The sequence below is a fragment of the Pigmentiphaga sp. CHJ604 genome, assembly GCF_036972535.1.
In the GTDB taxonomy this organism is placed as follows: Bacteria; Pseudomonadota; Gammaproteobacteria; order Burkholderiales; family Burkholderiaceae_B; genus Pigmentiphaga; species Pigmentiphaga daeguensis.
This window is the reverse complement of record NZ_CP136998.1, coordinates 4,585,661-4,598,891: the sequence shown is the minus strand read 5'-3', so window position 1 is coordinate 4,598,891 and position 13,231 is coordinate 4,585,661. Positions and strand designations below refer to the sequence as shown.

10 protein-coding genes are annotated in these 13,231 nt (G+C 68.3%); 6 read left to right on the top strand and 4 right to left on the bottom strand.

Annotation, left to right across the window (positions count from 1 at the left end; genetic code table 11):
• Positions 1-70 precede the first annotated feature (70 nt).
• Complete coding sequence (locus tag R4823_RS22140; protein WP_087837984.1) at positions 71-1,369, top strand: sigma-54 dependent transcriptional regulator; 1,299 nt, start codon at positions 71-73, stop codon at positions 1,367-1,369.
• 211 nt (positions 1,370-1,580) lie between these two features.
• Here the strand turns inward: R4823_RS22140 and fabI are convergent, their stop codons facing one another.
• The 3 genes from fabI to gloB form a co-directional block, all read right to left on the bottom strand.
• Complete coding sequence (gene fabI / locus R4823_RS22135) at positions 1,581-2,375, bottom strand: enoyl-ACP reductase FabI (RefSeq protein ID WP_087837917.1); 795 nt, start codon at positions 2,373-2,375, stop codon at positions 1,581-1,583.
• A gap of 141 nt (positions 2,376-2,516) precedes the next feature.
• Positions 2,517-4,037 (bottom strand): LysM peptidoglycan-binding domain-containing protein, encoded by a 1,521-nt coding sequence (locus R4823_RS22130; RefSeq protein WP_243724525.1) that lies wholly within the window; start codon positions 4,035-4,037, stop codon positions 2,517-2,519.
• Between the two features lie 249 nt (positions 4,038-4,286).
• Positions 4,287-5,123, bottom strand: coding sequence for a hydroxyacylglutathione hydrolase (gene gloB, locus R4823_RS22125; RefSeq protein WP_087837916.1), 837 nt, complete (start codon positions 5,121-5,123; stop codon positions 4,287-4,289).
• Positions 5,124-5,127: 4 nt separating this feature from the next.
• Between gloB and R4823_RS22120 the strand changes: the two genes are divergently transcribed.
• Positions 5,128-5,919 carry a methyltransferase domain-containing protein gene (locus R4823_RS22120; protein WP_338616107.1) on the top strand — a complete coding sequence of 264 codons (792 nt, stop codon included), beginning with the start codon at positions 5,128-5,130 and terminating at the stop codon, positions 5,917-5,919.
• A gap of 14 nt (positions 5,920-5,933) precedes the next feature.
• Here the strand turns inward: R4823_RS22120 and R4823_RS22115 are convergent, their stop codons facing one another.
• A complete protein-coding gene (locus tag R4823_RS22115; RefSeq protein WP_279819868.1) occupies positions 5,934-6,638 on the bottom strand; it encodes an FCD domain-containing protein in 705 nt (234 codons plus the stop codon).
• A gap of 139 nt (positions 6,639-6,777) precedes the next feature.
• Here R4823_RS22115 and R4823_RS22110 point away from each other — a divergent pair, with 139 nt between their 5' ends.
• The 4 genes from R4823_RS22110 (at position 6,778) to R4823_RS22095 (ending at position 13,040) form a co-directional block, all read left to right on the top strand.
• A complete protein-coding gene (locus R4823_RS22110; RefSeq protein WP_087837913.1) occupies positions 6,778-7,656 on the top strand; it encodes a fumarylacetoacetate hydrolase family protein in 879 nt (292 codons plus the stop codon).
• 84 nt (positions 7,657-7,740) lie between these two features.
• Complete coding sequence (locus R4823_RS22105; protein WP_132979831.1) at positions 7,741-8,712, top strand: tripartite tricarboxylate transporter substrate binding protein; 972 nt, start codon at positions 7,741-7,743, stop codon at positions 8,710-8,712.
• A 112-nt stretch (positions 8,713-8,824) separates the two neighbouring features.
• Complete coding sequence (locus tag R4823_RS22100; protein WP_132979832.1) at positions 8,825-9,922, top strand: efflux RND transporter periplasmic adaptor subunit; 1,098 nt, start codon at positions 8,825-8,827, stop codon at positions 9,920-9,922.
• A gap of 10 nt (positions 9,923-9,932) precedes the next feature.
• Complete coding sequence (locus R4823_RS22095; protein WP_279819856.1) at positions 9,933-13,040, top strand: efflux RND transporter permease subunit; 3,108 nt, start codon at positions 9,933-9,935, stop codon at positions 13,038-13,040.
• Positions 13,041-13,231: the final 191 nt, after the last annotated feature.

Here is a 13,231-nt window from a genome sequence, read left to right as displayed (position 1 = left end):
CATCGCCCGCGCGACCGCGGGCACCGACACCGCCGTCGACCGCGTGCTGTTCGTCGACGACGATCCCGCCATGCGGGAGTCCAATCAGCAGACCCTGGAACTGGCCGGCTTCCGCGTCGAGACCGCCGCCTCGGCCGCCGAGGCGCTGGAGCGGGTCCCGGCCGATTTCGAAGGCGTGGTCGTCACCGACGTGCGCATGCCGGTGGTCGACGGGCTGGAACTGTTCCGGCGGCTGCGCGAACGGGATCCGGACCTGCCCGTCATCCTGATCACGGGCCACGGCGATGTCGAGATGGCGGTGGCCGCCATGCACGAGGGCGCCTATGACTTCCTTGCCAAGCCGTATCCGGCAGAGCGGTTGGCCACCGCTGCCCGCAACGCCCTGGACAAGCGGCGCCTGGTGCTGGACAACCGGCGGCTGAAGCGGCTGGCCCGCGACGCCGGCGAAAGCCTGCCGCTGATCGGCGAGACGCCGGTCATGCAGCGCCTGCGCAAGACGCTGGGCCATCTGGCCAGCGCCGACGTCGACGTCCTGGTGCTGGGCGAAACCGGGGCGGGCAAGGAGGTCGTGGCCCAGGCCCTGCATGCCTGGGGGGCGCGGCATGGACAGCCGTTCGTCGGACTCAATTGCGGCGCTTTGCCGGATACGGTCATCGAGAGCGAGCTGTTCGGCCACGAGGCCGGCGCGTTCACCGGCGCACAGCGCCGCCGCGTCGGGCGCATCGAACATTCCAGCGGCGGGACGCTGTTCCTGGACGAGATCGAAAGCATGCCGCTGGCGGCGCAGATCAAGCTGCTGCGGGTGCTGGAGACGCGCGAGGTCTCGCCCCTGGGCACCAACGAGGTCCGTCCGGTGGACCTGCGCGTCGTGGCGGCCACCAAGACCGACCTGAGCGACCCGGCGCAGCGCGGCCAGTTCCGCGCAGACCTGTTCCACCGGCTGAACGTGGTGACCGTCCGCATCCCGCCCCTGCGCGAACGCCGCGACGATATCCCGCTGCTGTTTTCGTACTTCGTTTCCCGCGCGGCGGCCCGCTTCAAGCTCGACCCGCCCGCGATCACGCCGGCGGTGCGCCAGCACCTGCGGTCCCACGCCTGGCCCGGCAATGTCAGGGAATTGATGCACTACGCCGAACGCGTGGTGCTGGGGGTGGAGGAGACGGCGCCCGAGGCGCCCGAGACCGAAGCGACCCTGCCGCAGCGCGTGGAGCGCTACGAGGCCGACCTGATCCGGGAAGCGCTGGCGCGCCACCAGGGCGACATCAAGGCCACCCTGCAAACCCTGGGCATCCCGCGCAAGACTTTCTACGACAAGCTGCAACGCCACGGCATAGACAGGGGGGGGTATGTGCCCCCCCCTACGCGCTAACGCGCGCCCCCCAGGGGGCCGACGGCGGTGGACCGGCGGAGCCGGATCCACCGTGTCGTGGTCTGTATCGTCGTTCTCGGTGCGGAGCACCACGTTCTTGCTTTGATCCTGGGCGCCGCGGATCCGGCTTTGCCGGTCCGCCAGCGCCGCCCCCTTGAGGGGGCGCCCGAAGGGCGTAGGGGGTGGGCTTCCCCTCAGCGCGTAGGGGGGGTTATCCTATACCGGGGACGACCGTGGAGAAGCCGGCGTCCACGTGGGTGACTTCGCCGGTTACGCCGGCAGCCAGGTCAGACAGCAGGAAGGCGGCGACATTGCCGACGTCGTCGATGGTGACGTTGCGGCGCAGCGGCGCGAAGGTTTCGACGAAGTTCAGGATCTTCGAGAAATCCTTGATGCCGGCGGCGGCCAGTGTCTTGATGGGGCCGGCCGAGATGGCGTTGGCGCGGATGCCCTTGGGGCCCAGCGAGGTCGCCAGGTAGCGGGTGGCGGCTTCCAGCGCGGCCTTGGCCACGCCCATGGTGTTGTAGTTGTCGACCACTCGCTCGGCGCCCAGGTAGCTGAGCGTCAGCACCGCGCCCGTGCCGTTGCCTTCCGGCCCCTGCAGCAGGGGCAGGGCGGCCTTGGCCATGGCGGGGAAGCTGTAGGCAGAGATGTCGTGCGCGATGCGGAAGCCTTCGCGCGACAGGCCGTCCAGGAAGTCGCCGGCGATGGCTTCGCGCGGCGCGAAGCCGATCGCGTGCACCAGGCCGTCGAGCTTGGTCCAGGTCTTGCCCAGGTCGGCGAACACGGCCTCGATCTGCGCGTCGTCGGCCACGTCGCACGGGAACACGAGCTGGCTGTCGAATTCGGCGGCGAATTCGGTGATGCGATCCTTGAAGCGGTCGCCCACATAGGTGAAGGCAAGCTCCGCGCCTTCGCGGCGGCAGGCCTTGGCGATGCCATAGGCGATGGAGCGATTGGACAGCACCCCGGTGACCAGGATGCGTTTACCGGCGAGAAAGCCCATGTCGAGGGTCCCTGTAAAAAGAATGTACCCCCCTACGCGCTGCGCGCGCCCCCCAGGGGGCGGCACTGGTGGACCGGCGGAGCCGGATCCACGGTGCCCGGGCAACTGCCTGGGGCTGATGGGGGCGTGGGAGGTGCGAGTTTACTGGATCTTCAGCGTGCGGCCGACAGGGATGGCGGAGCCTTTGATGCGGTTCAGGGCGCGCAGGTGATCGACCGAGACATCGTACTGGCGGGCGATGGAGCTCAGGGTGTCGCCCTTGCGCACCTTGTACGTGCGGACCTGGACGGTCTTTTTCGCGCGGCCGTTGCTCTGGACGGTGGCGCGCACGGGGGTGATGCCGGCGCTGGCGACCAGGGTGGGTTCGGCCTGGCGGCTGGTGGGCACCATGAGGATGTCGCCGGAGCCGATGCGCGAGCGGGTGCCCAGGCCGTTCGCCTTGCGCAGCGTCGCCACCGAGGTGCCGTACTTGCGGGCGACGGTGGTCAGGGTCTCGCCATGGGCCAGCTCATGCGTGTGCCACGACGACAGCGAGCCGCTGTAGGCGCGCAGGTTGGCCTCGAAAATGCTGATGCGGTCGGCCGGCAGCAACAATGTGGGTTCGTGGCTGCCCAGGATCACGCCGCGGTTGAACGACGGGTTGAGCGCCTTGAATTCCTCGAGCGGCATCTCGGCCAGCTGGGCGGCCAGCTTCACGTCGATGTTGCGGCTCTTGGTGATGGTGACGAAATAGGGCTGGTTGTCGATCGACGGCAGCGCGATGTTGTAGGCGGCCGGGTTGGAGATGATGTTCTTGATCGCTTGCAGCTTGGGGATGTAGTTGCGCGTCTCGTCCGGCATGTCGAGCGACAGGTAGTCGGTCGGCAGGCTGCGGGCCGTGTTCTTGTCGATGGCGCGCTTGACCGAGCCTTCGCCCCAGTTGTAGGAGGCCAGCGCCAGGTGCCAGTCGCCGTGGAAGTCGAACAGGTATTGCAGGTAGTCCAGCGCGGCGCGGGTCGAGGCGATGGGGTCGCGCCGTTCGTCGCGCCACCAGTCCTGCTTCAGGTTGAAGCCGCGGCCGGTGGCGGGAATGAACTGCCACAGGCCCGACGCCTGCGAGCGCGACAGCGCCCACGGGTCGTACGAGCTTTCCACGAAGGGCAGGAGCGCCAGTTCGGTCGGCATGCCGCGCTGGTCGATTTCCTCGACGATGTAGTACAGATACTTGCCGGCGCGTTCGGCCGTGCGCTGGATATAGTCCGGGCGCGAGGCGTAGAAGTTCTCCCACTCCTTGACCAGCGGCGTGTCGATGTTGGGCACCGCGTAGCCGCGCCGGATGCGGGTCCAGATATCCGCCGGCTGCACGGTCAGGTCGACCATGCGCGGCTCCAGGCCATCATCGGGCGTTTGCAGGCTCAGCGGGGCGTCGATGCGTCGGCCGGCGGTACGGGGGGACTGGGCGATTCGCGGGGAGGAAGAGAAGCCGGCGGGGTTGTCGGTGCCGGTGGAGGCGGCGGACGCCACCCCTTGCATGTCCTGGCCGGTTGCCGCGGGGCGTTCCATCGAAGCGCAGCCCGCCAGGACCATCACGCACCCGGCGATCAGGATTTTGTACAGGGAGGCTGGACGACCATCGCGGACGCCCGCCCGCAGATTCCAGACGCCGCGGGGGCGCAATAGCATGTTTCGTGTCCTTGACCACATGCCTCGCTGGGCCTCGTCCCGGAGGACGGGGCCCAGCGAGGCAGTTTCAATTTGGAGCCGCGGGGGATCCCGGGAAGGGGCGGGGCCCCGGCTCGGGGGACCGGCGCGGCTCACGGTGCATTTAGCGCGGCATAGTACGAATCGAGAATGGTTTCCGTCAACCCGCTTTTACAAATTCGAAGCTTTTGGCGGGCATTGAACGGAAATCGAGGCAAGATGCGGCGTGCTCTACCGGAAATCGTTCTTCCATTCGCGCAGCGCGGCAAACACCTCGACGGCGTCGGCCAGTGGCCTGCCGGCGTGGGCCGACGCGGCGGCCGCCACCTCGGGAACGGCGGTGCGCAGGAACGGGTTGACCTGGCGCTCCAGGTCCAGCGTGGTCGGCACGGTGGGCTGGGATTGTTCGCGCAGGTGGCGCGCCTGCTGGTGCCACACCTGGAGCGCGGCGTTGTCGGGTTCGACCGCGGCGGCCCAGGCCAGGTTGGACAAGGTGTATTCGTGCGCGCAATACACGCGCGTCTTGGCCGGCAGGGCGGCCAGCTTGTCCAGCGAGGCCTTCATCTGCTGCGGCGTGCCCTCGAACAGGCGGCCGCAGCCCGAGGCGAACAGCGTGTCGCCGCAGAACACCAGCGGTTCGACGCCCGCCGCGCGGCCGGCGTATGCGATGTGGCCGGCGGTATGCCCCGGCACGTCCAGCACTTCCAGGTCCAGGTCCAGCTCGGGCAGGGTGACCCGGTCGCCCTGGGCGAGGCGGCGGTCGCAATGGGGCAGTTTCTCGCCCGCGGGGCCGAACACCGTGGCGCCGGTGCGTTCGACCAGTTCCAGAACGCCGCCGACATGGTCCTTGTGGTGGTGAGTCAGTAGAATGGCACGAAGCTGGAGACGCTGCTGCTGCAGCGAGGCCAGGACCGGCGCGGCGTCGCCGGGGTCCACCACGGCCGCCAGCGTGCCCTGCCGGATCAACCACAGGTAGTTGTCATTGAAGGCGGGAATGCCGGTTATGCCGGCCGTCGGACCGGTATCTTGCGGGCCGGCCGATCGCTTGCTTCCTTTCGAGTCTTTCATTCCGATGCTGCCGTCTGACGTCCAGGATTCTCCGATTGTAGAGCTTGCCGCGTGGCTGGCGACCGATCCCGGCCGCCACGCGCTCGCCTGGGAGCAGGTGCGGCTGGACGAGGCGGTCTCCGACGTATTCGGCTTCCACGCCATGCAGGCCGGCCTGGCCGAACTGGACGCGCTGCGCGCCAACCGCATGCCCTTCAAGGGCTATGTCGCCGGCGCGATGCCGTCCGAGCCGCAGCGGGCGCGCTGGAACGTGTTCGTGGTGGCCGACCTGGAGGCGCTGCCGTTCGATTCGCAGAGCCTGGACCTGCTGGTCCTGCCCCACACCCTGGAATGCTCGGACGATCCCCACCAGGTCCTGCGCGAGGCCGAACGGGTGCTGATTCCCGAAGGGCGGCTGGTGATCACCGGCTTCAATCCCTGGAGCCTGTGGGGCGCCGGCCGCCTGCTGGGCCGGCGCCGGTCCTTCCTGCCGCCGGGCATCCAGCCCCTGTCCCCCGCGCGGCTCAAGGACTGGCTCAAGCTGCTGTCGTTCGAGGTCGAGGGCGGCCGCTTCGGCATCTATGCGCCGGCCTGCCGCACCGAGAAATGGCTGCGCCGCTACGCCTTCATGGAAAGCGCCGGCGAGCGCTGGTGGCCGGTATGCGGCGGGCTGTACGTGGTGTCCGCGGTCAAGCGCACGGTGGGCATGCGGCTGATCGGCCCCGCCTGGAAAAAGCAGAAGGCGCCGCGCCGGGCCGCGGTGGCCACGGCCCGGGAGGTCCATCCGCTGCGGACCGGGCGCGAGCCTTCGCGATAAGCCGCCCGCGGGCGTCAGGCGTCGAACAGGTTCTGCCGGATCTGCTGCAGGTGGCCCAGCAGGAGATCCCGCGCCTGGGCGGCGTCGCGGTCCTTCAATGCTTCGACGATGGCGCGGTGCTGCCGCTGGTACTGCGCCCGCCGCTCCGGCGTGAGCGAGCGGCGCTTGAGGCGGCCCCACTCGCCTTGCTCGCGGACGCGGTTGGTCAGCTCCAGGATCTGGAGGAAGAACGAGTTGTGGGTGGCTTCGGCGAATGACTTGTGGAGTTCGCCGTCCCAGTGCTCGAAAGCCTCGATGCTGGCGGCGAGCTCGGATTCCTCCACGCATTGCTGCATGCGGGCGAAGTCGGCGGCATTGGCGTTGCGCGCGATCAGGGCCGGCATCAGGGGTTCGATCAGCAGCCGTGCTTCCATGAGTTCCGCCGGACTGGTGCTGACCTCGGGCGCGGGCGCCGGGCCGCCGGCCAGCGCCTGCGCGCCCTCGGCGACGAAGGTGCCGCTGCCCACCGACTGGACGATCAGGCCGCGGGTGCGCAGGTCGGCCAGCACCCGGCGTACCGATCCGCGCGAAATCGCGAAGCGCTGGCTCAGTTCCCGCTCTGGCGGCAGCTTGACGCCGACGTGCAGTCGGCCGCTCGATATTTCCCCCAGCAGGTGATGCATGAGCTCCTTGGCTCCAGGGGCGCGCGAAATGGGGCTGTGCGCTGCGGATTCGTCCATGGTGGCTGTCCCTCGTTCTGCCGCTACCTTAATCCAATGGTACCAATTGGTCAAATATCGAAGCGCCATATGCTTGATGGAGATCCATTTTGGTTTTATATTGGTATATGAATTTACCAATTGGACCTGTGCAAGCACCATGAAATTCGCTCACCTGATTGCCGACGGCAAACCCGCCATCGTTCTCGTCGATGCCGACATGCGGCACTATTGGCCGTTGGCCGACCTGGTCCCCGGGTTCTCCGGCGACATGATCCAACTGGTGCAGGATTTCGGGAAGTTCCGTTCCAGCCTCGCCCCGCGCGGCACCGGCCGGCCGTTGGCCGGCGCGCGATTGCTGGCGCCCATCGATCGCCCCCGGCGCAACATCTTCTGCGTGGGCAAGAATTATTTCGAACACGCCGCGGAATTCAGCAAATCGGGCTTCGACTCCAGCGCGAAAGAGGGCGAGCACGCGCCCGAAGCCCCCGTGGTGTTCACCAAGGCGTACAACACCGTGATCGGGCCGGGCGCGGCCATTCCCTCGCACGAGGGCGTCACTTCCCAGCTCGACTACGAGGCCGAACTGGCCGTGGTCATCGGCAAGCCGGGCCGGAACATCCCGCGCGAGCGCGCGCTCGAGCATGTATTCGGCTACACCATCGTCAACGACTTCACGGCGCGCGACCTGCAGAAGCTGCATCGCCAGTGGTTCCTGGGCAAGTCGCTGGACGGTTTCTGCCCAATGGGGCCGGCGCTGGTCACCGCCGACGAACTGGATGCCGCCAATCTCGACATCCGCTGCTGGGTCAACGGCGAGCTGCGCCAGAATGCCAATACCCGGCAGTTGATCTTCGACATCCCGACGTTGATCGCGACCATCTCGGCCGGCATCACGCTGGAACCCGGGGACGTGATCGCCACCGGGACGCCGGCGGGCGTGGGCATAGGCTTCAATCCGCCCCGCTTCGTCAAGCGCGGCGACGTGATCCGCATCGAAGTGCAAGGCATAGGCGTGCTGGAGAACGCCGTCGATTGAAGGCGCGGGGCGCAGGCCGCGCGCCGCCCGGCATCCCCGGATACACGGGGGCGGGCGCAACCCGAAGGGAAACGAGGAGACGACATGAAACGCACCTTGCTGGTCTGGGCGGCCTGCTGCGCCGTCCTGGGCGGCGCGCCGGCCGCCGCGCAGGAATCCTGGCCGACCCGGCCCATCACCATGATCGTGCCTTTCCCGCCGGGGGGCGTGGCCGATACCGTTGCCCGGCCGGTGGCCGAGTCCATGAGCCGCTTCCTGGGCCAGGCCGTGGTGGTCGAGAACCGGGGAGGGGCCGGCGGCGGCGTCGGCATGGGGCATGTCGCCAAATCGGCGGCCGATGGCTACACCATCATGATGGCGCTGTCGTCCATCTCCATCCTGCCCGAGGCCGACAAGCTGCTCGGCAGGGAGCCGATGTACCAGTTGTCCCAGTTCACCCCCATCGCGCGCTTCACCGCCGACCCGACCGTGCTGGTGGTGCGGTCCGACAGTCCGTGGAAGACGGCGCAGGAGTTCATCGCGGCGCAGAAGAAGGGCGACCGCGACGTGGCCTACGGCTCCTCGGGCAATTACGGCACCATGCACGTGCCGATGGAAATGCTGCGCAACGAGTCGAACCTGCGCCTGCTGCACGTGCCCTATACCGGCGCCGGGCCGGCCATCGTGGCGCTGCTTGCCGGCCAGGTCCAGGCCCTGTCGACGGGGCCGGCCTCGGTGCTCCAGCACATCAAGGGCGGCAAGGTCCGGGCGCTGGCGCATTGGGGCACCGGGCGCCTGGAGTCCCTGCCCGACGTGCCCAGCCTGACGGAACTGGGGCACCCGGTACAGTTCGCCCAGTGGTCCGGCGTGTTCGCCCCGGCCGGCACGCCGGCGCCGGTGGTCGATCGCCTGCGCGCCGCCGCCAAGGCCGCGGCTGCCGATCCCAAGGTATTGAAGACCATCCAGGGCGCGGGCAGCCCGGTCATGTACATGGACGCGCCGGAATTCGCCGCCTACTGGCAGGCCGACGCCCAGGTGCTGGCCGAGGCCGTCCGCCGGATAGGCAAGGTCGAGTAGCGAAGGAAAGCGAGGGTTTTCGCGGGGCTGGAAATGCGCAGGATCCCGCGCAATCGTCATGGTCCGATGCTACAGTGAGCGATACACCTTGTTGCGTTTGCCGCTCGCCAGTATGCAGAAGAGTTCCTTAGTTCCCGCCGTGGTGGTTGCCCTCGCCGTCGGGGCGGGAGTCGGCTATTTCTCCCCGCGCCTGTTCCATGCCGGCGCCCCCGCGGGCGCGGCGGCGCCCGACGAAGCCAAGGCCAAGGGGCCGCAAGCCATCCTGGTCGAAGCCCAGAAGGTCTCGCGCAAGCCGTTCGAGCGCGGCATCACCGCCGTCGGCAGCCTGCGGTCCAACGAGTCCGTGACCTTGCGTCCCGAAGTGGCGGGCCGCATCAGCGAGATCCGCTTCACCGAGGGCCAGCGGGTCGAGAAGGGCCAGGTGCTGATCCGCCTGGACGACTCCGTGCCGCGCGCCGAGTTCGAGCAGGCCCGCGCCAACTTCACGCTGGCCAAGAGCAACTACGACCGCTCCATCGAGCTGCAGCAGAAGGGCTTCATCAGCAAGCAGGCCAAGGACGAGGCCGACAACGCCATGAAGGTGCAGCAGGCCGCCATGGTGCTGGCCCAGGTCCGGCTCGACAAGAACGACATCCGCGCCCCGTTCGGCGGCGTGATCGGGCTGCGCAACGTCTCGGTGGGCGACTACATCGGCGCCGGCCAGGACCTGGTGGCGCTCGAGGCCATCGATCCGCTCAAGGTGGATTTCCGCATCCCGGAAATCTACCTGTCGCAGATCCGTACCGGCCAGACCCTGCAGATATCGCTCGACGCCATGCCGGACAAGTCCTTCGGCGGCACCGTCTACGCCATCAGCCCGCTCATCGACACGGGCGGCCGTTCCATCGTCATGCGCGCCCAGGTCAAGAACCCCGGCGGCCAGTTGCGTCCCGGCATGTTCGCGCGCGTGAAGCTGCTGCTGGATACGCCTGCCCAGGCGCTGGCGGTACCCGAGGCGGCGCTGGTTCCGGTGGGCGACGACCAGTTCGTCTACCGCGTGCAGAACGGGCGTGCCGAGCGGGTGCAGGTCGAGGTCGGCCAGCGGCGCGAAGCCATGGTCGAGATCGTCTCCGGCCTGGCCGAGGACGACGTGATCGTGGTGGCCGGCGCGCAGAAGCTGCGCGACGGCGTGCCGGTGAAGCTCGCCGGCGCCACGGCGTCCGCGCTCTGAGGCCCGGCACATGGTCCTGTCCGAAGTCTGCATCAAGCGGCCCGTGTTCGCGACGGTGCTGTCGCTGCTGGTCCTGCTGGTGGGCCTGATCTCGTATTCCCGCCTGACCGTGCGCGAATATCCGCAGATCGACGAGCCGGTCGTGTCCGTCAGCACCGTCTACAAGGGCGCGTCGGCCGAGGTGATCGAGTCCCAGATCACCAAGCCGCTGGAGGATTCCCTGTCGGGCATCGAGGGCGTGGAGGTCATGACCTCCACCAGCCGGTCCGAGCGCAGCAACATCAACGTCCGCTTCCGCCTGTCGATATCTCCCGACGCGGCGGCGGCCGACGTGCGGGACAAGGTCGCGCGCGTGCGCGGCCGCCTGCCCGACGAGATCGACGAGCCCATCATCGCCAAGGTCGAGGCCGACTCCCAGCCGGTCATGTACCTGGCCGTGGAATCCGGGTCGCTGTCGGCGATGGAAACCTCGGACTACATCAACCGCTTCATCAAGCCCCGGCTGTCCGTGCTGCCGGGCGCGGCCGAGGTGCGGGTGTTCGGCGAGCGCCTGCCGGCCATGCGCATCAACGTCGATCGCGGGAAACTGGCCGCCTACCGCCTGACCGTCCAGGACGTCGAGGACGCGCTGCGCAAGCAGAACGTCGAGATCCCCTCGGGACGGATCGAGTCCATGGCGCGCGAGTTCTCCATCGTCGCCGCCACCAACCTGCGCACCAGGGAACAGTTCGAGAACGTCATCATCGCCAACGTCGGCGGCTACAGCGTGCGGGTCGGCGACGTCGCCTCGGTCGGCCTGGGGCCGGTGGACGAGCGCGTCACCTCGCGCTTCAACGGCAAGCCGGCGCTGAACATCGGCGTGGTCAAGCAGTCCACGGCCAACCCGCTGGACCTGTCCAAGGCGGTGCGGGCCGAGATCGAGGAAATGAACGCCACGCTGCCCAGCGGCATGAAGCTGAACATGGCGTACGACACCTCGGTCTTCATCGAGAAGTCCATCGAGTCGGTGTTCCACACCATCGGCGAGGCCATCGTGCTGGTGGTGCTGGTGATCTTCCTGTTCCTGCGCAACCTGCGCGCCAGCCTGATCCCCATCGTCACCATTCCCGTGTCCCTGATCGGCGCCTGCACGCTCATGTATGCGTTCGGCTTCTCCATCAACACGCTCACGCTGCTGGCCATGGTGCTGGCCATCGGCCTGGTGGTGGACGACGCCATCGTCGTGCTCGAGAACATCTTCCGCCACATCGAGGAAGGCAAGTCGCGCATGCAGGCCGCGCTGCTGGGCTCGCGCGAAATCGGCTTCGCCGTCATCGCCATGACGCTGACGCTGGTCACCGTGTACGCGCCGCTGGCCTTCGCCACCGGGCGCACGGGCCGCCTGTTCATCGAGTTCGCGCTGGCCCTGGCGGGCGCCGTGCTGGTGTCCGGCTTCGTCGCGCTGACGCTCACGCCCATGATGTGCTCGCTCATGCTGCGCCACCAGGAGTCGCACGGCTGGCTGTACAACTTCATCGAGAGCGGCTTGAACGCGCTCACGCGCGGCTATCGCCGCGCGCTGTCCTTCGCGCTGTCCCATCGCGGGTGGGTGATCGCGCTGGGCCTGGCCGTGGGCGCCTGCAGCGTGCCCCTGTTCAAGATCATCAAGAGCGAGCTGTCTCCGGTCGAGGATCGCGGGGTCATCTATGGCCGGATCGTCGCGCCGCAGGGCGCCACGGTCGGCTACACCACCAGCTACCTCGAGCGCATGGAAGAAATCTACAAGGACATCCCGGAGATGGCCGCCTACCAGGCGGTGGCCGGCTTCCCGGTGGTGACCGAGGGCAACGCCGTGCTGCGGCTCAAGCCCTGGGAGGAGCGCACCCGCAGCCAGCAGGAGGTCGCCCGCTCGCTCCAGCCGAAGTTCGCCGCGCTGCCCGGCGTGCAGGCCTTCCCCACCAATCCCCCGTCGCTGGGCCAGTCGCCGCGTTCCTCGCCCATCGAATTCGTCATCATGAGCCAGGTGTCCTATCCCGAACTGGCCACGATGACCGACGCTTTCCTGGCCGAGCTGTCGAAGTACCCCGGCGTGCAGAACGTGCAGACCGACCTGCGCCTGAACACGCCCGAGCTGCGGGTGCAGGTCAATCGCGACAAGCTGGCCGACATCGGCGTCGACGTGGACCGCGTCGGCCGCACGCTCGAATCCATGCTGGGCGGCCGGCAGGTGACGCGCTTCAAGGACAACGGCGAACAATACGACGTGCTGGTGCAGGTGATCCCGCGCGACCGCTCCAATCCGGCCGACATCTCCGACATCTACGTGCGGCCCCGTAGTGGCGAGATGGTGCAGCTTGCCAACCTGCTGTCGGTCCGCGAGGGCGTGTCGCCACAGACCCTGAACCACTTCAACCGCATGCGCGCCGTCACGATCTCGGCGTCGCTCGCGCCCGGCTACGCGCTGGGCGAGGCGCTGGACGTGATGAACGGCATCGCCGCGCGCGTGCTGCCCGCCACCGCGCAGACCGACCTGAACGGCCAGTCGCGCGAGTTCCGCGATTCGTCGGGCAGCATCTACCTCGTGTTCGCGATGGCGGTGGCGTTCATCTACCTGGTGCTGGCGGCGCAGTTCGAGAGCTGGCGCAATCCGTTCATCATCATGCTGTCGGTGCCGCTGTCGATGACGGGCGCGCTGCTGGCACTGTGGTTCTCGGGCGGAACCCTGTCCATCTACAGCCAGATCGGCCTGATCACGCTGGTGGGCCTGATCACCAAGCACGGGATCCTGATCGTCGAATTCGCCAACCAGCTGCGCGACCAGGGCAAGGAGCTGATCGAGGCGGTGTCCGAGGCCAGCGTGCTGCGGCTGCGCCCCATCCTGATGACGACCGGCGCGATGGTGCTGGGCGCCGTCCCGCTGGCGGTGGCCACGGGCGCGGGCGCCGAGTCCCGCGTGCAGATCGGCTGGGTGATCGTGGGCGGCATGAGCCTGGGCACGCTCCTGACCCTGTTCGTCGTGCCCTGCGTGTACGCGCTGGTGGCCGGCAAGCGCAAGCGCCCGCTGCCGGTGGGCGAACACCCGCTGGAACCCGATCCCCACGCCGCCCCGGTTGCGCCGGCCCCGGAATCGGTGGGTTAGGGAAGCAAGAGTCGTCGGTAACCGCTTGCGGCCGGCGGGGCCCCACCCCCTCAGGGGCTGTTCGGAGCCGCCGCGCCAGGCAGGCAAAACGGGGAAGCAAGGGCGTGCATGTGTGAGCGCGGCAGTAGGGACAGTCCGGGGGACTGTCCCCGCGCGAGTTCACGCCCGCCCCGTTTTGCCTGCCTGGCGCG

Bases quoted from the DNA above. Each gene is read 5' to 3' on its own strand.
- R4823_RS22140 (WP_087837984.1), top strand. From the start codon at position 71: ATGCGGGAGTCCAATCAGCAGACCCTGGAACTGGCCGGCTTCCGCGTC.
- fabI (WP_087837917.1), bottom strand. From the start codon at position 2,375: ATGGGCTTTCTCGCCGGTAAACGCATCCTGGTCACCGGGGTGCTGTCC.
- R4823_RS22130 (WP_243724525.1), bottom strand. From the start codon at position 4,037: ATGCTATTGCGCCCCCGCGGCGTCTGGAATCTGCGGGCGGGCGTCCGC.
- gloB (WP_087837916.1), bottom strand. From the start codon at position 5,123: ATGAAAGACTCGAAAGGAAGCAAGCGATCGGCCGGCCCGCAAGATACC.
- R4823_RS22120 (WP_338616107.1), top strand. From the start codon at position 5,128: ATGCTGCCGTCTGACGTCCAGGATTCTCCGATTGTAGAGCTTGCCGCG.
- R4823_RS22115 (WP_279819868.1), bottom strand. From the start codon at position 6,638: ATGGACGAATCCGCAGCGCACAGCCCCATTTCGCGCGCCCCTGGAGCC.
- R4823_RS22110 (WP_087837913.1), top strand. From the start codon at position 6,778: ATGAAATTCGCTCACCTGATTGCCGACGGCAAACCCGCCATCGTTCTC.
- R4823_RS22105 (WP_132979831.1), top strand. From the start codon at position 7,741: ATGAAACGCACCTTGCTGGTCTGGGCGGCCTGCTGCGCCGTCCTGGGC.
- R4823_RS22100 (WP_132979832.1), top strand. From the start codon at position 8,825: ATGCAGAAGAGTTCCTTAGTTCCCGCCGTGGTGGTTGCCCTCGCCGTC.
- R4823_RS22095 (WP_279819856.1), top strand. From the start codon at position 9,933: ATGGTCCTGTCCGAAGTCTGCATCAAGCGGCCCGTGTTCGCGACGGTG.